Genomic DNA, 19,113 nt, shown 5'->3' on the forward strand with positions numbered 1-19,113 from the left:
AGACTATAACTAGTCAGCAAACAAATGAGCTATCAACGCTCATGATTCTTTCATGAGAGTTTGATCCTGGCTCAGGACGAACGCTGGCGGCGTGCCTAATACATGCAAGTCGAGCGAACCGACGAAGTGCTTGCACTTCTGACGTTAGCGGCGGACGGGTGAGTAACACGTAAGGAACCTACCGATAAGCGGGGGACAACATCCGGAAACGGGTGCTAATACCGCATAGGAAAGGCCACCACATGGTGGCCTTTGGAAAGACGGCTTTGCTGTCACTTATCGATGGCCTTGCGGTGCATTAGCTCGTTGGTGGGGTAACGGCCTACCAAGGCAATGATGCATAGCCGACCTGAGAGGGTAATCGGCCACATTGGGACTGAGACACGGCCCAAACTCCTACGGGAGGCAGCAGTAGGGAATCTTCCGCAATGGGCGCAAGCCTGACGGAGCAACGCCGCGTGAGTGAAGAAGGTTTTCGGATCGTAAAGCTCTGTTGTAAGAGAAGAACAAATTGGAGAGTAACTGCTCCAGTCTTGACGGTATCTTACCAGAAAGCCACGGCTAACTACGTGCCAGCAGCCGCGGTAATACGTAGGTGGCAAGCGTTGTCCGGATTTATTGGGCGTAAAGGGGGCGCAGGCGGTTTCTTAAGTCTGATGTGAAAGCCCACGGCTTAACCGTGGAAGTGCATTGGAAACTGGGGAACTTGAGTACAGAAGAGGAAAGTGGAACTCCATGTGTAGCGGTGGAATGCGTAGATATATGGAAGAACACCAGTGGCGAAGGCGACTTTCTGGTCTGTCACTGACGCTGAGGCCCGAAAGCGTGGGTAGCAAACAGGATTAGATACCCTGGTAGTCCACGCCGTAAACGATGAGTGCTAGGTGTTGGAGGGTTTCCACCCTTCAGTGCCGGAGTTAACGCATTAAGCACTCCGCCTGGGGAGTACGGCCGCAAGGCTGAAACTCAAAGGAATTGACGGGGACCCGCACAAGCGGTGGAGCATGTGGTTTAATTCGAAGCAACGCGAAGAACCTTACCAAGTCTTGACATCCTTTGACCACTCTAGAGATAGAGCTTTCCCTTCGGGGACAAAGTGACAGGTGGTGCATGGTTGTCGTCAGCTCGTGTCGTGAGATGTTGGGTTAAGTCCCGCAACGAGCGCAACCCTTATTGTTAGTTGCCAGCATTCAGTTGGGCACTCTAGCGAGACTGCCGGTGACAAACCGGAGGAAGGCGGGGATGACGTCAAATCATCATGCCCCTTATGACTTGGGCTACACACGTGCTACAATGGATGGTACAACGAGCAGCGACCTTGTGAAAGCAAGCGAATCTCTTAAAGCCATTCTCAGTTCGGATTGTAGTCTGCAACTCGACTACATGAAGCCGGAATCGCTAGTAATCGCGGATCAGCACGCCGCGGTGAATACGTTCCCGGGTCTTGTACACACCGCCCGTCACACCACGAGAGTTTGTAACACCTGAAGTCGGTGAGGTAACCTTTGGAGCCAGCCGCCGAAGGTGGGACAGATGATTGGGGTGAAGTCGTAACAAGGTAGCTGTAGGTGAACCTGCGGCTGGATCACCTCCTTTCTAAGGATATATTCGGAATACATATTTGAGTCTTCTTTGTTTAGTTTTGAGAGGTCTATCCACATGGTTGATGGATTTAACCGGGCCTGTAGCTCAGCTGGTTAGAGCGCACCCCTGATAAGGGTGAGGTCGATGGTTCGAGTCCATTCAGGCCCATTACATGTTTATTATATGACCATAACTCATACCCGGGGGATTAGCTCAGCTGGGAGAGCGCCTGCTTTGCAAGCAGGAGGTCAGCGGTTCGATCCCGCTATCCTCCATTGCAACGAAAACGTTGCAGATTTGTTCTTTGAAAACTGAATACTATCATAACATTCCGCATTTCTATTTTTTGCGAGATAGAAATGTCAATAAACCAATTTTACCAAGCGTAAAAACCGAAAAAGAAAGAGTTTTAAAACTTTTCGCATCATACAACTTAACCGGTGGTTAAGTGAATAAGGGCGTACGGTGAATGCCTTGGCACTAGGAGCCGATGAAGGACGGGACGAACACCGATATGCTTCGGGGAGCTGTAAGTAAGCTTTGATCCGGAGATTTCCGAATGGGGGAACCTCATTGTTTTCATCGACAATGGTCCACTCAGTGAACACATAGCTGAGTGGAAGGTAGACGTGGTGAACTGAAACATCTCAGTAGCCACAGGAAGAGAAAGAAAAATCGATTTCCCGAGTAGCGGCGAGCGAAACGGAAAGAGGCCAAACCAGCGTGCTTGCATGCTGGGGTTGTAGGACTGATGGACGGGAGTGAATGAGCTAGTCGAACGCCATGGAAAGGGCGATCAGAGAGGGTGACAATCCCGTAGGCGAAAGCTCAGCCACCTCATTCAGTATCCTGAGTACGGCGGTACACGTGAAATTCCGTCGGAATCCGCCAGGACCATCTGGCAAGCCTAAATACTCCCTAGTGACCGATAGTGAACCAGTACCGTGAGGGAAAGGTGAAAAGCACCCCGGAAGGGGAGTGAAAGAGTACCTGAAACCGTATGCCTACAAGCAGTCAGAGCCCGTTAAGGGGTGATGGCGTACTTTTTGTAGAACGGACCGGCGAGTGACGATAGCAAGCAAGGTTAAGCTGAAGAAGCGGAGCCACAGCGAAAGCGAGTCTGAAGAGGGCGTTGAGTTTGTTGTCGTCGACCCGAAACCAAGTGATCTACTCATGTCCAGGCTGAAGGTGTGGTAAAACACACTGGAGGGCCGAACCCACGTCTGTTGAAAAAGGCGGGGATGAGGTGTGGGTAGCGGTGAAATTCCAATCGAACTTGGAGATAGCTGGTTCTCTCCGAAATAGCTTTAGGGCTAGCCTCGGATGATGACTATTGGAGGTAGAGCACTGTTTGATCGAGGGGTCCATCCTGGATTACCGACATCTGATAAACTCCGAATGCCAAATAGTTTAGTCCGGGAGTCAGACTGCGAGTGATAAGATCCGTAGTCGAAAGGGAAAGAGCCCAGACCACCAGCTAAGGTCCCAAAGTTTCAGTTAAGTGGAAAAGGATGTGGGGTTGCTTAGACAACTAGGATGTTGGCTTAGAAGCAGCCATCATTGAAAGAGTGCGTAATAGCTCACTAGTCGAGTGACCCTGCGCCGAAAATGTACCGGGGCTAAACTGAACACCGAAGCTGTGGATCCATAGGATGGTAGGAGAGCGTTCTATAGGCAGAGAAGCATGATCGTGAGGACATGTGGAGCGTATAGAAGTGAGAATGCCGGTATGAGTAGCGAAAGACGGGTGAGAATCCCGTCCACCGAATGACTAAGGTTTCCTGGGGAAGGCTCGTCCTCCCAGGGTTAGTCGGGACCTAAGCCGAGACCGAAAGGGATAGGCGATGGACAACAGGTTGAGATTCCTGTACTTGTTTGATTTGTTTGAGCGATGGAAGGACACAGAAGGCTAAGCGGAGCGCGGAGATGGAAAAACGCGTCCAAGCAATAAGTGAGAAGGTGAGTGAAAGGCTTGCCTCAGACTTCATGAGTTGTGACGGGGAGGGAAATTTAGTACCGAAGCCGCCGACGTCACGCTGTCAAGAAAAGTTTCTAGTGAGAATCAAACAACCCGTACCGCAAACCGACACAGGTAGTCGAGTGGAGAACACTAAGGTGAGCGAGCGAACTCTCGTTAAGGAACTCGGCAAAATGACCCCGTAACTTCGGGAGAAGGGGTGCTGACCGCAAGGTCAGCCGCAGTGAATAGGCCCAAGCGACTGTTTATCAAAAACATAGGTCTCTGCCAAATCGAAAGATGATGTATAGAGGCTGACGCCTGCCCGGTGCTGGAAGGTTAAGAGGAAGGGTTAGCGTAAGCGAAGCTCTGAATTGAAGCCCCAGTAAACGGCGGCCGTAACTATAACGGTCCTAAGGTAGCGAAATTCCTTGTCAGGTAAGTTCTGACCCGCACGAAAGGCGTAACGATTTGGGCACTGTCTCAACGAGAGGCTCGGTGAAATTGTAGTACCAGTGAAGATGCTGGTTACCCGCGACAGGACGGAAAGACCCCATGGAGCTTTACTGTAGGTTGATATTGAATGTTTGTGCCACATGTACAGGATAGGTAGGAGCCATCGAAGTCGGGACGCTAGTCTCGATGGAGGCACTGGTGGGATACTACCCTTGTGGGATGACCATTCTAACCCGCGACCATTAGCTGGTCGGGAGACAGTGTCAGTCAGGCAGTTTGACTGGGGCGGTCGCCTCCTAAAGTGTAACGGAGGCGCCCAAAGGTTCCCTCAGAATGGTTGGAAATCATTCGCAGAGTGTAAAGGCAGAAGGGAGCTTGACTGCGAGACCTACAAGTCGAGCAGGGACGAAAGTCGGGCTTAGTGATCCGGTGGTTCCGCATGGAAGGGCCATCGCTCAACGGATAAAAGCTACCCTGGGGATAACAGGCTTATCTCCCCCAAGAGTTCACATCGACGGGGAGGTTTGGCACCTCGATGTCGGCTCATCGCATCCTGGGGCTGAAGTCGGTCCCAAGGGTTGGGCTGTTCGCCCATTAAAGCGGTACGCGAGCTGGGTTCAGAACGTCGTGAGACAGTTCGGTCCCTATCCGTCGCGGGCGTTGGAAATTTGAGAGGAGCTGTCCTTAGTACGAGAGGACCGGGATGGACACACCGCTGGTGTACCAGTTGTTCCACCAGGAGCATGGCTGGGTAGCTATGTGTGGACGGGATAAGCGCTGAAAGCATCTAAGCGTGAAGCCCCCCTCAAGATGAGATTTCCCATACTTTTAAAGTAGTAAGACCCCTGAAAGACGATCAGGTTGATAGGTTTGGAGTGGAAGCTTAGCAATAAGTGGAGCGGACAAATACTAATCGGTCGAGGACTTATCCAAAGGATAAGGTTGTATGAGGTTTAAGGAAGACATGATAGATTCAGTTTTGAGCGAACAAGCTCAAAAAAATAAATTGTACGGTGACGATGGCAAGAAGGACCCACCTGTATCCATCCCGAACACAGCAGTTAAGCTTCTTAGCGCCGAATGTAGTTGGGGGTTGCCCCCTGTGAGACTAGGACGTTGCCGTGCAATATTTTATGGAGAATTAGCTCAGCTGGGAGAGCGTCTGCCTTACAAGCAGAATGTCGGGGGTTCGAGCCCCTCATTCTCCATTATGATTCGTTAGCTCAGTTGGTAGAGCATCTGACTTTTAATCAGAGGGTCGGGAGTTCGAGCCTCCCACGGATCATTTACATGCGGGTGTGGCGGAATTGGCAGACGCACCAGATTTAGGATCTGGCGCCGAGAGGCGTGGGGGTTCAAGTCCCTTCACCCGCACTAATATAAAAGCCGGCTTAGCTCAGTTGGTAGAGCATCTGATTTGTAATCAGGGGGTCGAGGGTTCAAGTCCTTTAGCCGGCATTATATCTCATGCGGAAGTAGTTCAGTGGTAGAACACCACCTTGCCAAGGTGGGGGTCGCGGGTTCGAATCCCGTCTTCCGCTTAGCCAAATGGCTTAAAATTAAATATTATTATGCCGGGGTGGCGGAACAGGCAGACGCACGGGACTTAAAATCCCGCGGTGGTTAAACACCGTACCGGTTCGATTCCGGTCCTCGGCATAAACTTTTTATAAATAGGCACCCATGGCTCAACTGGATAGAGTACCTGACTACGAATCAGGCGGTTGCAGGTTCGAATCCTGCTGGGTGCATTATCGGGAAATAGCTCAGCTTGGTAGAGCACTTGGTTTGGGACCAAGGGGTCGCAGGTTCGAATCCTGTTTTCCCGACTTTGGGGGGATTAGCTCAGCTGGGAGAGCGCCTGCTTTGCAAGCAGGAGGTCAGCGGTTCGATCCCGCTATCCTCCATTACATTATAATTTGGCGGTGTAGCTCAGCTGGCTAGAGCGTCCGGTTCATACCCGGGAGGTCGGGGGTTCGATCCCCTCCGCCGCTATTAATGTTCGGACCTTTAGCTCAGTTGGTTAGAGCAGACGGCTCATAACCGTCCGGCCGTAGGTTCGAGTCCTACAAGGTCCATCTTGTTAATTATATTATGGAGGATTACCCAAGTCTGGCTGAAGGGAACGGTCTTGAAAACCGTCAGGCGGGTCAAACCGCGCAAGGGTTCGAATCCCTTATCCTCCTTTACTTATTATCGCGGAGTAGAGCAGCTGGCAGCTCGTCGGGCTCATAACCCGGAGGTCGCAGGTTCGAATCCTGCCTCCGCAATTATTCAAAATTGAATAGGTCCGGTGGTGTAGGGGTTAACATGCCTCCCTGTCACGGAGGAGATCGCGGGTTCAAATCCCGTCCGGACCGTATGCGGGTGTAGTTTAGTGGTAAAACCACAGCCTTCCAAGCTGTTGTCGCGAGTTCGATTCTCGTCACCCGCTTACATTATATGGGCCTGTAGCTCAGCTGGTTAGAGCGCACCCCTGATAAGGGTGAGGTCGATGGTTCGAGTCCATTCAGGCCCATTTATAATTTGTGGAGGATTACTCAAGAGGCCGAAGAGGACGGTTTGCTAAATCGTTAGGTCGGGAAACTGACGCAAGGGTTCGAATCCCTTATCCTCCGTTATCCAATGGCCCGTTGGTCAAGCGGTTAAGACACCGCCCTTTCACGGCGGTAACACGGGTTCGATTCCCGTACGGGTCATATTTAGGTATTATCCTAATTTAAACTGGAGATATTGACATCGCGGAGTAGAGCAGCTGGCAGCTCGTCGGGCTCATAACCCGGAGGTCACAGGTTCGAATCCTGTCTCCGCAATTTTATTTTACCTAATTTTTTAGGTCCGGTGGTGTAGGGGTTAACATGCCTCCCTGTCACGGAGGAGATCGCGGGTTCAAATCCCGTCCGGACCGTTTCTTTTTCAAGGTCCGATAGCTCAGTTGGTAGAGCACTTGATTGAAGCTCAAGGTGTCGGCAGTTCGATTCTGTCTCGGACCATAAAAAATATATTTTGGCCCGTTGGTCAAGCGGTTAAGACACCGCCCTTTCACGGCGGTAACACGGGTTCGATTCCCGTACGGGTCATATTTAAGCAACTCTATAAAGGGTTGCTTTTTTATTTGTCTAAATATATTCCCTAGCTTTGTTCAATATGATAGATAAAATACACTTTATTCTGCAAAATCTGTCAAAAATTGGCCCTTTTTGATAGAATATGAAAGAAAATGATTGATTAACAGCTGGATTTCCTTTATAATATCCTATGTTAAAAGAGAAAACGATTTCAATTAATGGAGGGAGGGAGATTATGCTTACCGAAGAAAGGCAGAAGTATATTATGGAAGCCTTAACCAAAGTCCCTATCTTAAATCTTCAAGAGGTATCAAAACAGTTAGCTGTTTCTGAATCAACCATTAGAAGAGATTTTGATAGTTTGGAAAAGGCTGGGAAATTAGAACGTATTCATGGTGGAGCCAAAAGAGTTCAGCAACGTAATGTGGAAGCTTCCTTATCCGAGAAAAGCCAAGTGAATGTTTTAGAAAAACAACTCATTGGAAAATTAGCCGGAGAAATGGTTGCTGATCATGACACGATTTATCTTGATTCTGGTACCACGACGATTGAAATGATTCCCTGGATTATTAATAAGGAAATTATTGTTGTGACTAATGGCCTGGAAGTTGCCCAAGCTCTCTATCAATCACAGATCCACACCATTGTTGTGGGCGGTGAAATTAAAGAAAGTACGGGAACCTTGATCGGTGGCATAGCCTTATCTCAAGTTCAATCTTTTAACTTTGATAAAGCTTTTATAGGAATGAATGGCATTGATCTTGATACAGGATATACCACACCTGACATTGAGGAAGCACAAATTAAGAAGGCGGCAATTGACCATAGTCGTTACCGTTATATCTTGGCTGATGCAAGTAAATTTGACCAAAGTACTTTCTGTCACGTCTGTGACTTAGACCGAGCTATTTTATTAACTAATGAGAGCAATTCAAAATATGAAAACTATATGAAAATTATGGAGGTATCTCAATGATTTATACCATTACCTTTAATCCAGCTGTGGATTTAGTAATGCAAGTTGATGATATAAAATTAGGTGACCTAAACCGCTCCCATGAAGACCACTATGTGGCAGGTGGTAAAGGGATTAATGCATCAGTCGTCTTCCAGCGTTTAGGTAAGGAAAATATTGCCACTGGTTTTATCGGTGGGTTTTCTGGTCAATTTATTATTGATGAATTAGAAGCCGAAGGGGTTAATACCCATTTTATCGAGCTTGACCAGCCTACTCGGATTAATGTGAAGCTCAAAGGCCCACAAGAAACCGAAATTAATGCCCAAGGACCAAAAGTCGATGCTGATAAATTCCAGGAATTAATGACCTACCTGAATAAAGAACTGACAGAAAATGATACGGTCTTTCTAGCAGGTAATGCCGCCCCTGGATTGGATGAAGAAGCTTATATCAGTATTGCTAAATTATGCTTAGAAAAAAAAGTTAATTTTGTTTTAGATTCTAATAAGCAATTATTAAAAGCCTGTTTAGAATATAAACCTTTTATTATTAAACCTAACCGTGAGGAACTTGGTGAATTATTCGCAACTCAGATTGAATCAGATGCTGATTTAATAAAATATGCCAAGGCCTTACAGGAAGCTGGGGCTTTAAATGTTTTGGTATCTCTGGGTGGCGACGGGAGCTTATTGCTTACTGAAAGAGGGGATATCTACCGGGCCAATGTGCCTACAGGAAAGGTTATAAATTCTGTAGGAGCTGGCGATTCCATGTTGTCGGGCTTTATAAGTGCTTACGTTGAAAGTAAGGACTATGCCGAATCATTAAAAATCGCTGCAGCTACTGGGTCAGGAACAGCCTTTTCCGTTGGCATTACGACGAAGGACTTAGTTGAAGAATTAGTTGATCAAATTGTCGTTAAGAAAGAAAATTAAAAAGGAGGATTCAAAGCAATGAAATTATCTGATTTATTTGTCAAAGAGGCTATGGATCTCAACTTACAAACTGAAAGTAAAAAAGATACCCTAGTCCATCTAGCTAAGCGTTTCTCAGATTGTGGAGGCGTCAGTGATGCTGAGGCTTATGTGGAAAAATTAGAAGCCAGAGAAGCTCAATCCACTACTGGCGTTGGTGATGAGATTGCTATTCCCCATGCTCAACATGAATCAATCAAAGAAGCTGCTATTATTTTTGCTCGGAGCGCAGAAGGAATTGAATGGGAATCCTTTGACGGTCAACCAGCTAAATTAATCTTTATGATTGCTGCTCCAGAAGGGGGCGGTGGGGAACACCTGAAGGCCTTAGCGCAATTGTCTAAAGTCTTGTTAAAAGACGGAGTCAAAGATGCTTTACTAAAAGCAGAAAGTCCTGATGAAGTCCTAGAAATTATCAAGGCTCATGATGAAAGTGAAGAAGCAACAGAAGAAACTGGTGAAGCCAAAGCTGCACCAGTTGAAGCGGATAAGACTGATACTGATAATGATGTATATATCGTTGCCGTGACCGCTTGCCCAACTGGGATTGCCCATACTTATATGGCGGAAGAACGCTTGAAAAAAGCCGGACAAGCCGCTGGTTACCGGATTAAGGTTGAAACTAATGGTCAAAGTGGGGTAGAAAACCGCTTAACCAAAAAAGATATTGAAGAAGCGACAGCTGTTATTGTTGCTGCTGACAAACAAGTTGAAATGGCTCGTTTCGATGGCAAACCAATCATTATTGTTCCTGTTGGTGATGGGGTTAACAAAGCTGACCAGTTAGTGGAACGAGCAGCCAATGATAAGCTACCAATCTATCATGCTAAGAAAGGTCAAAATGCTGAAGAAGAAGAGAGTTCAGATGGCGAAACATTAGGCCGTTTAGCTTATAAGCACTTAATGAATGGTGTTTCTCATATGTTACCATTCGTTGTTGCTGGTGGTATCTTAATTGCCTTGTCTTTCTTCTGGGGGATTACTTCTGCTGATCCAGCCGCTGATGATTACAACCAAATTGCGCAAGCCTTAAATACAGTAGGTAACTTATCCTTTGCCATGATGCTACCTATGTTGGCTGGTTTTATCGGTCATTCCATGGCAGACCGTATCGGTTTAGTTATCGGGGTTATCGGTGGTATCTGTGCGGAACCAAGTAAATTTGCTGCCTTTACTGGAGTTGGAATTTTTGAAAATTCGGTTTCTTCTGGTTTCCTTGGCGCCTTGGTTGCTGGTTTCTTAGCCGGCGGTATTGTTTGGTTACTAGAAAAACTATTTGCCTGGTTACCTAAATCCTTAAACGGGATGAAATCGATCTTCCTATACCCAGTCCTTGGGGTATTGATTATGGGCTTCTTGATGCTCTTTGTGATCAATGGACCAATGGGCGCAGTGATGAACGGCTTAATGAGCCTTATCAATAGTATTCCACCTTCCATGACCATTATCTTAGGTTTTGTGGTTGGAGCGATGATGTCTATCGATATGGGTGGTCCGATTAATAAAGCCGCCTATGTTACTGGTACTGCTTTAGTCACCGCATCAGCTGGTGCAGGATCTAACGTGATGGCAGCCGTTATGTGTGGGGGTATGGTTCCACCATTAGCCATTGGTATCTCTGCAACCCTGCAAAAGAGTCTATGGTCTGAAGAAGAACGTAATAGTGCCTATGTCAATTATGTGATGGGTGCTGCCTTCATTACTGAAGGGGCGATTCCTTTTGCTGCTAAAGACCCAGTACACGTGATTCCACCACTAGCCCTTGGTTCAGGAATTGCCGGAGCCTTAAGCATGTTCTTTGGCTGTGTTTCTTACGTTCCTCACGGTGGTGTATTTGCAGTCTTAGCTGGTGGGGTAACTAATGGTCTAATGTACTTACTTGCATGGCTAATCGGCGGACTTATTGGTGGCTTTCTCCTTAATGTCTCTTTAAGTCGCGCTAAATCGAGCGATAAAACTCAAAAAGCTGAATAATTTAAATGAGTCCTTGTGTCTTAACACAGGGACTTTTTTATGAAATGATTAATTTACTAAAAGACTGGTTGGCGCTAGTTTTCATCTATGATATACTTTTATCTATTGAAGATTCTTACCTTCTTAATAACTTTTTTACACAACTCAACTCAGTTATATTTAAGAATCTTTAAGTCGCTGCACGGAATGTGCAGCTTTTTTTATTCTTATGATAGTTGTTATAGATCATCGATGAATACTTTTAAATAAGGCTAAGAACATTGTCATAACAAGCTTTAATTAGTAAAATATAAGGGTCAGCTCATTATGAGTAAAATAGTAGGAGGAATTGCAATGAAGAAATGGATTTTACGCCTAATGGCCCTATTAGCTGCTTTTACCCTAGTGGCTTGTCAATCTGGCAATACTGATAGTGATAAAACGGTAAAAGTAGGGGTCGTTGGTGAGAAAAATGACGAATGGGATTACTTAAAGGATGAATTGAAGGAAAAGGAAGGCATTGACCTTGAATTGGTAAAATTTACTGATTATCGGATGCCCATTGAAGCCTTAGAGCATAATGAAATTGATATGCACGCTGCCTTAACTGAAATTTATATGGACAATATGAATGAAGAATCTGGTTACCACAACACTACGATTGGATATACCACCCTTAACCCAATGGGAGTTTTCTCCAATAAGATTGAAAGCATCGATCAAGTCAAAGAGGGTGACAAGGTAGCAGTACCTAATGATGTCTCAAATGAAAGTCGGGCACTCTTACTGCTTCAAGAAGCAGGACTAATTAAGTTAAACCCAGATAAAGGGCTCATGCCAACGGTTGAGGATATCACTGAAAATCCTAAGAATCTAGAATTCATTACCTTGGATTCTAATCAAACAGCTAGTGCCTTAAATGATGTAACGATTTCTTGCATCAATAATGATATGGCGGCCGACGCAGGCTTCGTCCCAACTAAAGATTCCATTTATTTAGAAAAGGCGACAGATAGTTCTAAGCCTTATTGGAATGTCATTGCCGTCGATGAAAAGAATAAGGACAATGAGACATACAAAAAAATTGTGAAGTACTATCAAACCCCTGAAGTCGCTAAAATTATCGATGAAAAAAGTAATGGCTCAAGTATCCCAATTTGGGAAAGCCAAGAATAGTTAATAAAGACCTATCCTTATCAAGGTTGATCCTCTGATAGGGGATAGGTCTTTTTTATTATAAGGAGTTTGATTAATCAAGTAAGCAGATAAACACCTTGCTTCAGAGATACCTACAGATTGCTTACTTTATATTTTAACATTTTAATAATTGACACAATTACACAAGACTATATCTTGATTTGTATCTAGCTTCTTACAATCAAAAAAAAGCAAGGCCTTTGCTAGCCTTGCTCTTCATATATTTGTTATAAATTAAGATTCGTATGAATCAAAAATTTCTTATTACGCACCCAGAGGGAATCGAACCCCCATCTCAAGAACCGGAATCTTACGTGATATCCATTACACTATGGGTGCAAGCAATAAATGTATTATAGCACAAATAGCATAGTTTTGTTAAGAACTTTCTTGAAAAAATATTGCTGTTATCGGTGATGTCTTACTATAATAGCCTCACTTGCAAAATCAGATAAAGGCTAGTAAAAAATCTAGCCTAATACTGTCTGAAAGGCAGTAATGTCAAATTATCATCAATTTTCCCAGGAAAAGTGCCATAAGTTTATCTATTGACCTATATTGACTATTAAGGTTATAATGAATAAGAAGTTGAAAAAGGAGGAAATTAAATGAATTTAGTACCTACAGTGATTGAACAATCACCTCGTGGCGAACGCGCTTATGATATTTATTCACGCTTACTGAAAGACCGTATTATTATGCTCAGTGGAGAAGTTAATGATGATATGGCAAACAGTGTTATTGCCCAATTACTTTTTTTAGATGCTCAAGATAACGATAAAGATATCTATATTTACATTAATAGTCCAGGGGGATCAGTAACTGCCGGGATGGCAATTTATGACACTATGCAATTTGTTAATGCCGATGTTGTAACCATAGTTACTGGTTTAGCAGCTTCTATGGGCTCAATCCTATTAATTGGCGGCACAAAAGGGAAACGTTATGCCTTACCGCATTCTGAAGTGCTTATTCACCAACCTTTAGGTGGTGTTCAAGGTCAAGCCACTGAAATTGAAATCTCAGCTCGTCATATCTTACAAACCAAGCAAACCTTAAAAGAAATTATTGCTGAACGTTCTGGTCAAGATATCGACAAAGTAGAAAAAGATATGGACCGTGATTACTGGATGACTGCCAAAGAAGCTAAGGACTATGGCATCATTGATGAAATCATGGCTTCTAACCAAGGACTAAAAGGTCAAGAATAGTATCTTAAAGCCTTACAAGACATATACAGAATGATTACCGAGTGTAGCTTAAGTAAGTACACTCGGTTTTATAAAATTTGGATTTTCACTGCAAAATGCTTGCGGCTGCATGATATTCTTGTTATACTACTAGTGTAGAAAAATGAATAGCAGATAGAACTGCTCAAATTTTTTTGCACTGTGTTGGTCAAAAAAAGGCATGACGGACAATAAAAGTCCATGCAATAGAAAGTTGAATGTCATGAAAGCCGTTTACAGTAGAATCCTTAAAGTGGTTCCTGAATTGGAAGACCTCTTTAAAAAAAGGATGCAAATTTTACAAATGGTCTTACGCTTTCAACCTATTGGTCGCCAAATTTTGGCAAAGAAGTTAGACATGACTGAGCGACCACTCCGGCGTGAAACAAATATCCTTAAAAAAGAAGGGTTACTAGATTCCACTAGAAATGGAATGGTTATCACCGCTAAGGGTGAGGAAGCTTTAGCTTTTGCTCGTGAAATGCTCCATGAAGATTCTAGTTTATTTGCTAAGGAACAACGCTTAGAAAAGCAACTAGGAATCGATGAGGTACATATTATTGAGAGTAATCTTGATGAAGAAAATAGTACCTTGGCGCAAATAGGGGTTTTCCTATCTAACTATCTAGCCAATACTTTGCCAGAAGGATACATTACGGTGGCTGTTTCAGGCGGCTCGACAATACTCGAGGTTGCTAAAAGCTTAAACCGTAAAGTTTTAACTAAGAATCGGCATTTTACGATAGTTCCTGCCCGTGGTGGCATGGGCGATTCGGTGGCGATTCAGGCAAATACAATTAGTGACCAACTCGCACACCGCTTAAACGGGACCACTAATTCTCTCTACGTCCCTGATGTTCTTACTGAAGAAACGAGAGACTTATTGGTAAAAGAGCCCTCCATTCAAGCTACATTAAATATTTTAAAGCGGACTGATGCTTTATTATTTAGTGTTGGCGATGCTAGAATCATGGCCCAAAGACGGGGATTTTCATCAGAATTGATTGATAAAATCCTTGCTAAAGGAGCTATTGGTGAAGCATTCGGGTGTTTTTACACCAATGAGGGGGAAATAGTTTATCAAATGCCCCGTATTGGTTTACAATTAGATCAAATAAAGGATATTCAATATCCCATTCTAATTGCTGGCGGACGTGCTAAAGCAAAAGCCATTCAAGCTTTTGCAAAACTCGCACCCTTTAATTTTGTCTTAGTGACAGATTTAGGGGTAAGTAATCAGGTTTTAAATGAGGAAACTCATTAAAAATATTTTTATTTCCGAAGGAGGAAAATTATTAATATGGTAAAAGTAGGTATTAATGGTTTTGGACGTATCGGACGTTTAGCTTTCCGTCGTATCCAAGATGTTGAAGGTTTAGAAGTAGTTGCAATCAATGATTTAACTGACTCAAAAATGTTAGCTCACTTATTGAAATATGACACCACTCATGGTCGTTTCAATGGTGAAATTGAAGTTTTAGATGACGCCTTCAAAGTAAACGGTAAAGAAGTTAAAGTTATGTCTCATCCAGACCCAGCTGAAATTCCTTGGGGTGACTTAGGTGTAGAAGTTGTTCTAGAAGCTACTGGTTTCTTTGCATCAAAAGAAAAAGCTGAACTACACTTAAAAGGTGGAGCTAAGAAAGTTGTTATTACTGCACCAGGTGGAGCAGATATTCCAACTATCGTTTACAACACCAACCACGAAATCTTAACAGGGGATGAAACTGTTATTTCTGGTGCTTCATGTACCACTAACTGTTTAGCACCTTTAGCAGATGCTTTAAACAAGAGCTTTGGTATTGTTGAAGGTTTAATGTCTACTATCCATGCTTATACAGGGGACCAAAACACATTGGATGCTCCACACCGTAAGGGAGACTTCCGTCGTGCACGTGCCGCTGCAGAAAACATTATTCCTAACACTACCGGTGCTGCAAAAGCTGTTGGACAAGTTTTACCAGAATTAAATGGTAAATTAGATGGTTCCGCACAACGTGTACCTGTTAAATCTGGTTCTATTACAGAATTCTTCACCGTTCTTGAAAAGAATGTTACCGTTGAAGAAGTTAACGCTGCTATGAAGGCTGCTTCAAATGAATCCTTCGGTTACAACGAAGATGAAATCGTTTCTTCAGATATTGTAGGTATGACTTATGGTTCCTTATTCGATTCAACCTTAACTAAAGTTATGGACGTTGACGGTAAGCAATTAGTGAAGACTGCTGCATGGTATGACAACGAAATGTCATATACTTCACAATTAGTACGTACCTTAGAATACTTCGCTAAGTTATAATAAACGCTAACGTTTAATAAAAGCGTCTATCCATGTAAAGGCGGGGAGTCAGACGCTCCCTGCCTTTTTTCTAAGTGATAGAAAAAGGAGAAATGAATATGGCAAAAGAAACTGTAAAAGATGTTAATGTCCAAGGTAAAAAGATTTTAATGCGGGTTGACTTCAATGTCCCTATGAAGGATGGAGAAATTACCGATGATAATCGGATGGTCCAAGCCCTACCAACCATTAAATATGTGATTGAGCAAGGAGGGAAATTGATCTTATTTTCCCACTTAGGCAAAGTCAAAAGTGAAGAAGATAAAAAAGACAAGTCCCTTGCTCCAGTCGCTAAACACTTAGAAGAACTCCTAGGACAAAAAGTAGTCTTTGTTCCTGCTACTCGGGGACAAGAGTTAGAAGAAGCTATTGACCAATTAAATGACGGGGAAGTCTTACTCTTTGAAAATACCCGTTTTGAAGATGTTGATGGCAAGAAAGAATCCGGTAACGATCCTGAATTAGGTAAATACTGGGCTTCATTAGGCGACGGTATTTTTGTTAACGATGCCTTTGGGACCGCTCACCGTGCCCATGCATCTAATGTTGGTATTTCTGCTAATGTTGACCATGCGGTAGCTGGCTTCTTGATGGAAAAGGAATTAAACTTCTTAGGGGATGCAGTCAATAATCCTAAGCGACCTTTTGTTGCTATCTTAGGTGGGGCTAAAGTTTCCGATAAAATTGCCGTGATCGAATCCTTACTTAATAAGGCTGACAAAGTGCTTATTGGTGGGGGTATGGCTTATACCTTCTTAAAAGCAAAGGGTTATGAAGTGGGTAACTCCTTGTTAGAAGAAGACCGTGTTTCATTAGCTAAAGAAATTATGGAAAAAGCTGGTGACAAACTTTACCTGCCAGTAGATGTTGTCGTTGCCGATGACTTTTCAAATGACGCTAATACGCAAGTAGTGGCTGCTGATGCCATTCCTGAAGGTTGGGAAGGATTGGATTCCGGTCCTAAGACCAATGAATTATTTGCTAAACAATTAGAAGATGCCAAGACGGTCGTATGGAATGGCCCTATGGGTGTCTTCGAAATGGAAAAATTTGCCGTTGGTACCAATGCCGTATGTAAAGCGGTTGCTGACCTTGACGATGCCATTACTATTGTTGGTGGTGGAGATTCTGCATCAGCTGCTAAGAATTCAGGCTTTGCAGAAAAATTCTCACACATTTCTACCGGTGGGGGAGCTTCTTTACAATTCTTAGAAGGTAATCCTCTACCAGGTGTTGAAGCGTTAAGTGAAAAATAAGGAAGGATGAACAAAGTGAGACAAGTTTTAATTGCCGGAAACTGGAAATTAAATAAAACCGCTAGTGAAGCAAAAGCTTTTATTGAAGACTTGAAAGCTAAATTAAGTGGTAACGAAAAGGCTGAAGTTTTGGTTTGCCCACCAGCTCTATACGTTCAAAGCTTACTCGCTGAAAGTCAAGGCACTAACATTAAAGTTGGTGCTCAAAACTGCTACTATGAAAATAGTGGGGCTTTCACTGGAGAAATTTCACCTTTAGCTTTAGCTGATCTAGGAGCGAGCTACGTGGTTATCGGTCACTCTGAACGTCGGGAATTATTTAACGAAAGCGATGAAGATGTTGCTAAGAAAGCTAAAGCAATCTTCGATAATGGTATGACACCAATTATTTGTTGCGGTGAAACCTTAGAGCAACGTGAAGAAGGTATTGCCAAAGAATGGATCACTGGACAAATCAAGGCAGCCTTAAAAGAACTTAGCCAAGAAGAAATTGCTAAGAGTGTCATTGCTTATGAACCTATCTGGGCAATTGGTACCGGTAAAACCGCCTCTCCAGAAGACGCTGAAGAAATTTGTGGCCATATCCGTGACGTTGTTTTTGAAGTTGCAGGCCAAGAAGCTAGTGACGCTGTTCGTGTCCTCTACGGTGGTTCAGTGAAACCTGCTAACGTAAAAGATATCTTAGCTCAAGAAAATATTGATGGCGCCCTAGTAGGCGGAGCTAGTCTTCAAGTCGACGATTTTCTTGCTTTAGTTAATGCTGCAGAATAATTCATCAAATAGATTATAAAATTAATTAGATAAAAGGAGATAAAATCTATGTCATTAATTACTAACATCCATGCTCGTGAAATTTTGGACTCCCGTGGTAACCCAACCGTTGAAGTAGAATTATATACTGAATTAGGCGCATTCGGCCGTGGTTTAGTACCTTCTGGTGCTTCAACTGGTGAACATGAAGCGGTTGAACTTCGCGATGGCGACAAAGATCGTTATGAAGGTAAGGGTGTCCTAAAAGCTGTTGAAAATGTTAATACAGTGATTGCTGAAGCTATTGTTGGTATGGAAGTTACTGACCAAGTAGGTATTGATGAAGCAATGATCGCTTTAGACGGTACCAAGAACAAAGGTAAATTAGGGGCTAATGCTATCTTAGGTGTTTCTCTTGCTGCTGCTCATGCTGCTGCTGATGAATTAGACGTGCCATTGTATAACTACTTAGGTGGATTCAATGCCCATGTTTTACCTACTCCAATGATGAATATTGTTAACGGTGGTTCTCACTCAGACGCACCAATTGCCTTCCAAGAATTTATGATTGTGCCTGCAGGGGCTCCTTCATTTAGAGAAGCTTTACGTTGGGGTGCTGAAACCTTCCACGCTTTGAAAGGCATTCTTAAAGGCCGCGGTTTAGAAACTTCCGTTGGTGACGAAGGTGGTTTTGCACCTCGCTTTGAAGGTACTGAAGACGCTTTGCAAACCATTATTGACGCGATCGAAGCTGCTGGACGTAAAGCCGGTGAAGATATCTTTATCGCTTTAGACTGTGCTTCTTCTGAATTCTACATTGATGGAAAATATGACTACACCAAATTCGAAGGTGAAGGCGCTGCTGTTCGCTCTGCTGCTGAACAAGTTGAATACATTGAAGAATTAGTTAACAAATACCCAATCATCTCTGTTGAAGATGGTATGGATGAAAATGACTGGGAAGGTTTCAAATTATTAACCGAACGTATCGGTGATAAAGTACAATTAGTTGGTGATGACCTCTATGTAACTAATACCGACTACTTGAAACGTGGTATTGAAGAAGGCATTGCAAACTCAATCTTAATTAAGGTTAACCAAATTGGTACCTTAACTGAAACCTTCAACGCCATCGAAATGGCTAAACGTGCTAACTACACCGCCGTTGTTTCCCACCGTTCTGGTGAAACTGAAGATGCAACCATCGCTGACATTGCTGTAGCAACCAACGCTGGTCAAATTAAGACTGGTTCCTTATCACGTACTGACCGGATGGCTAAATACAACCAATTACTACGTATTGAAGACCAACTTGGTGAAACTGCTGAATACCAAGGAATCCATGCATTCTACAACTTAAGCAAATAATCCAATAAGTAAATTTAAAAACGTT

The 19,113-nt window shown here is 43.7% G+C and carries 10 protein-coding genes, 25 tRNA genes and 3 rRNA genes; 37 read left to right on the forward strand and 1 reads right to left on the reverse strand.

The window, feature by feature from the left end; genetic code table 11:
• Positions 1-48 precede the first annotated feature (48 nt).
• The 31 genes from DBT49_RS04085 (at position 49) to DBT49_RS04235 (ending at position 12,126) form a co-directional block, all read left to right on the forward strand.
• A 16S ribosomal RNA gene (locus DBT49_RS04085) occupies positions 49-1,596 on the forward strand.
• A gap of 82 nt (positions 1,597-1,678) precedes the next feature.
• Positions 1,679-1,752, forward strand: a tRNA-Ile gene (locus DBT49_RS04090).
• A gap of 34 nt (positions 1,753-1,786) precedes the next feature.
• Positions 1,787-1,859, forward strand: a tRNA-Ala gene (locus tag DBT49_RS04095).
• A gap of 167 nt (positions 1,860-2,026) precedes the next feature.
• Positions 2,027-4,930: ribosomal RNA gene (locus tag DBT49_RS04100) — 23S ribosomal RNA — on the forward strand.
• Between the two features lie 76 nt (positions 4,931-5,006).
• Positions 5,007-5,122 (forward strand): 5S ribosomal RNA (gene rrf, locus DBT49_RS04105).
• Together the 16S, 23S and 5S rRNA genes with 24 tRNA genes alongside form the textbook arrangement of a ribosomal RNA operon.
• 10 nt (positions 5,123-5,132) lie before the next feature.
• Positions 5,133-5,205, forward strand: a tRNA-Val gene (locus DBT49_RS04110).
• A 4-nt stretch (positions 5,206-5,209) separates the two neighbouring features.
• Positions 5,210-5,282: transfer RNA gene (locus DBT49_RS04115), tRNA-Lys, on the forward strand.
• 7 nt (positions 5,283-5,289) lie between these two features.
• Positions 5,290-5,371: transfer RNA gene (locus DBT49_RS04120), tRNA-Leu, on the forward strand.
• Between the two features lie 11 nt (positions 5,372-5,382).
• Positions 5,383-5,455 (forward strand) — tRNA-Thr (locus DBT49_RS04125).
• 11 nt (positions 5,456-5,466) lie between these two features.
• Positions 5,467-5,538: transfer RNA gene (locus DBT49_RS04130), tRNA-Gly, on the forward strand.
• A 32-nt stretch (positions 5,539-5,570) separates the two neighbouring features.
• Positions 5,571-5,656, forward strand: a tRNA-Leu gene (locus DBT49_RS04135).
• A gap of 18 nt (positions 5,657-5,674) precedes the next feature.
• Positions 5,675-5,748: transfer RNA gene (locus DBT49_RS04140), tRNA-Arg, on the forward strand.
• Between the two features lie 4 nt (positions 5,749-5,752).
• Positions 5,753-5,826, forward strand: a tRNA-Pro gene (locus tag DBT49_RS04145).
• A gap of 5 nt (positions 5,827-5,831) precedes the next feature.
• Positions 5,832-5,904: transfer RNA gene (locus tag DBT49_RS04150), tRNA-Ala, on the forward strand.
• 14 nt (positions 5,905-5,918) lie between these two features.
• Positions 5,919-5,992 (forward strand) — tRNA-Met (locus DBT49_RS04155).
• Between the two features lie 9 nt (positions 5,993-6,001).
• Positions 6,002-6,075: transfer RNA gene (locus DBT49_RS04160), tRNA-Ile, on the forward strand.
• Positions 6,076-6,093: 18 nt separating this feature from the next.
• Positions 6,094-6,183 (forward strand) — tRNA-Ser (locus tag DBT49_RS04165).
• Between the two features lie 11 nt (positions 6,184-6,194).
• Positions 6,195-6,267 (forward strand) — tRNA-Met (locus tag DBT49_RS04170).
• A gap of 17 nt (positions 6,268-6,284) precedes the next feature.
• Positions 6,285-6,357, forward strand: a tRNA-Asp gene (locus DBT49_RS04175).
• A 3-nt stretch (positions 6,358-6,360) separates the two neighbouring features.
• Positions 6,361-6,431: transfer RNA gene (locus tag DBT49_RS04180), tRNA-Gly, on the forward strand.
• A 10-nt stretch (positions 6,432-6,441) separates the two neighbouring features.
• Positions 6,442-6,515: transfer RNA gene (locus DBT49_RS04185), tRNA-Ile, on the forward strand.
• A 12-nt stretch (positions 6,516-6,527) separates the two neighbouring features.
• Positions 6,528-6,615, forward strand: a tRNA-Ser gene (locus DBT49_RS04190).
• A gap of 9 nt (positions 6,616-6,624) precedes the next feature.
• Positions 6,625-6,696: transfer RNA gene (locus tag DBT49_RS04195), tRNA-Glu, on the forward strand.
• Between the two features lie 41 nt (positions 6,697-6,737).
• Positions 6,738-6,810, forward strand: a tRNA-Met gene (locus tag DBT49_RS04200).
• 22 nt (positions 6,811-6,832) lie between these two features.
• Positions 6,833-6,905 (forward strand) — tRNA-Asp (locus DBT49_RS04205).
• Positions 6,906-6,917: 12 nt separating this feature from the next.
• Positions 6,918-6,990: transfer RNA gene (locus DBT49_RS04210), tRNA-Phe, on the forward strand.
• Between the two features lie 15 nt (positions 6,991-7,005).
• Positions 7,006-7,077, forward strand: a tRNA-Glu gene (locus DBT49_RS04215).
• A gap of 223 nt (positions 7,078-7,300) precedes the next feature.
• Positions 7,301-8,041, forward strand: coding sequence for a DeoR/GlpR family DNA-binding transcription regulator (locus DBT49_RS04220; protein WP_111862572.1), 741 nt, complete (start codon positions 7,301-7,303; stop codon positions 8,039-8,041).
• Entirely contained in the window at positions 8,038-8,958 is a 921-nt protein-coding gene (gene pfkB / locus DBT49_RS04225; RefSeq protein WP_111822329.1) for a 1-phosphofructokinase, read from the forward strand. Before DBT49_RS04220 ends, pfkB begins: the two co-directional genes overlap by 4 nt.
• 18 nt (positions 8,959-8,976) lie before the next feature.
• Positions 8,977-10,971, forward strand: coding sequence for a PTS fructose transporter subunit IIABC (locus DBT49_RS04230; protein ID WP_111822330.1), 1,995 nt, complete (start codon positions 8,977-8,979; stop codon positions 10,969-10,971).
• A gap of 333 nt (positions 10,972-11,304) precedes the next feature.
• Positions 11,305-12,126, forward strand: a complete 822-nt coding sequence (locus DBT49_RS04235; protein ID WP_111822331.1) for a MetQ/NlpA family ABC transporter substrate-binding protein — start codon at positions 11,305-11,307, stop codon at positions 12,124-12,126.
• 288 nt (positions 12,127-12,414) lie between these two features.
• Here the strand turns inward: DBT49_RS04235 and DBT49_RS04240 are convergent.
• Positions 12,415-12,486 (reverse strand) — tRNA-Arg (locus DBT49_RS04240).
• A gap of 269 nt (positions 12,487-12,755) precedes the next feature.
• Between DBT49_RS04240 and clpP the strand changes: the two genes are divergently transcribed.
• The 6 genes from clpP to eno all read left to right on the forward strand — a co-directional run bounded on the left by clpP (position 12,756) and on the right by eno (position 19,088).
• Positions 12,756-13,358, forward strand: a complete 603-nt coding sequence (gene clpP, locus DBT49_RS04245; protein WP_013669776.1) for an ATP-dependent Clp endopeptidase proteolytic subunit ClpP — start codon at positions 12,756-12,758, stop codon at positions 13,356-13,358.
• Positions 13,359-13,599: 241 nt separating this feature from the next.
• Positions 13,600-14,640, forward strand: coding sequence for a sugar-binding transcriptional regulator (locus tag DBT49_RS04250; protein ID WP_181646010.1), 1,041 nt, complete (start codon positions 13,600-13,602; stop codon positions 14,638-14,640).
• Between the two features lie 36 nt (positions 14,641-14,676).
• On the forward strand, positions 14,677-15,675 hold the full coding sequence (gene gap, locus DBT49_RS04255; RefSeq protein WP_111822333.1) for a type I glyceraldehyde-3-phosphate dehydrogenase: 999 nt from the start codon (positions 14,677-14,679) through the stop codon (positions 15,673-15,675).
• Between the two features lie 98 nt (positions 15,676-15,773).
• Positions 15,774-16,970, forward strand: a complete 1,197-nt coding sequence (locus tag DBT49_RS04260; protein WP_013668894.1) for a phosphoglycerate kinase — start codon at positions 15,774-15,776, stop codon at positions 16,968-16,970.
• Positions 16,971-16,985: 15 nt separating this feature from the next.
• Positions 16,986-17,741, forward strand: coding sequence for a triose-phosphate isomerase (gene tpiA / locus DBT49_RS04265; protein WP_111872378.1), 756 nt, complete (start codon positions 16,986-16,988; stop codon positions 17,739-17,741).
• Between the two features lie 48 nt (positions 17,742-17,789).
• On the forward strand, positions 17,790-19,088 hold the full coding sequence (gene eno / locus DBT49_RS04270; protein ID WP_064293521.1) for a phosphopyruvate hydratase: 1,299 nt from the start codon (positions 17,790-17,792) through the stop codon (positions 19,086-19,088).
• The last annotated feature ends 25 nt before the right edge of the window (positions 19,089-19,113 follow it).

Origin of the sequence: Aerococcus mictus (genome assembly GCF_003286595.3) — a bacterium.
GTDB lineage: Bacteria > Bacillota > Bacilli > Lactobacillales > Aerococcaceae > Aerococcus > Aerococcus mictus.

Coding starts and splice junctions, on each gene's coding strand:
- pfkB (WP_111822329.1), top strand. CDS start 8,038: ATGATTTATACCATTACCTTTAATCCAGCTGTGGATTTAGTAATGCAA.
- DBT49_RS04250 (WP_181646010.1), top strand. CDS start 13,600: ATGAAAGCCGTTTACAGTAGAATCCTTAAAGTGGTTCCTGAATTGGAA.
- DBT49_RS04220 (WP_111862572.1), top strand. CDS start 7,301: ATGCTTACCGAAGAAAGGCAGAAGTATATTATGGAAGCCTTAACCAAA.
- eno (WP_064293521.1), top strand. CDS start 17,790: ATGTCATTAATTACTAACATCCATGCTCGTGAAATTTTGGACTCCCGT.
- DBT49_RS04260 (WP_013668894.1), top strand. CDS start 15,774: ATGGCAAAAGAAACTGTAAAAGATGTTAATGTCCAAGGTAAAAAGATT.
- DBT49_RS04235 (WP_111822331.1), top strand. CDS start 11,305: ATGAAGAAATGGATTTTACGCCTAATGGCCCTATTAGCTGCTTTTACC.
- clpP (WP_013669776.1), top strand. CDS start 12,756: ATGAATTTAGTACCTACAGTGATTGAACAATCACCTCGTGGCGAACGC.
- DBT49_RS04230 (WP_111822330.1), top strand. CDS start 8,977: ATGAAATTATCTGATTTATTTGTCAAAGAGGCTATGGATCTCAACTTA.
- gap (WP_111822333.1), top strand. CDS start 14,677: ATGGTAAAAGTAGGTATTAATGGTTTTGGACGTATCGGACGTTTAGCT.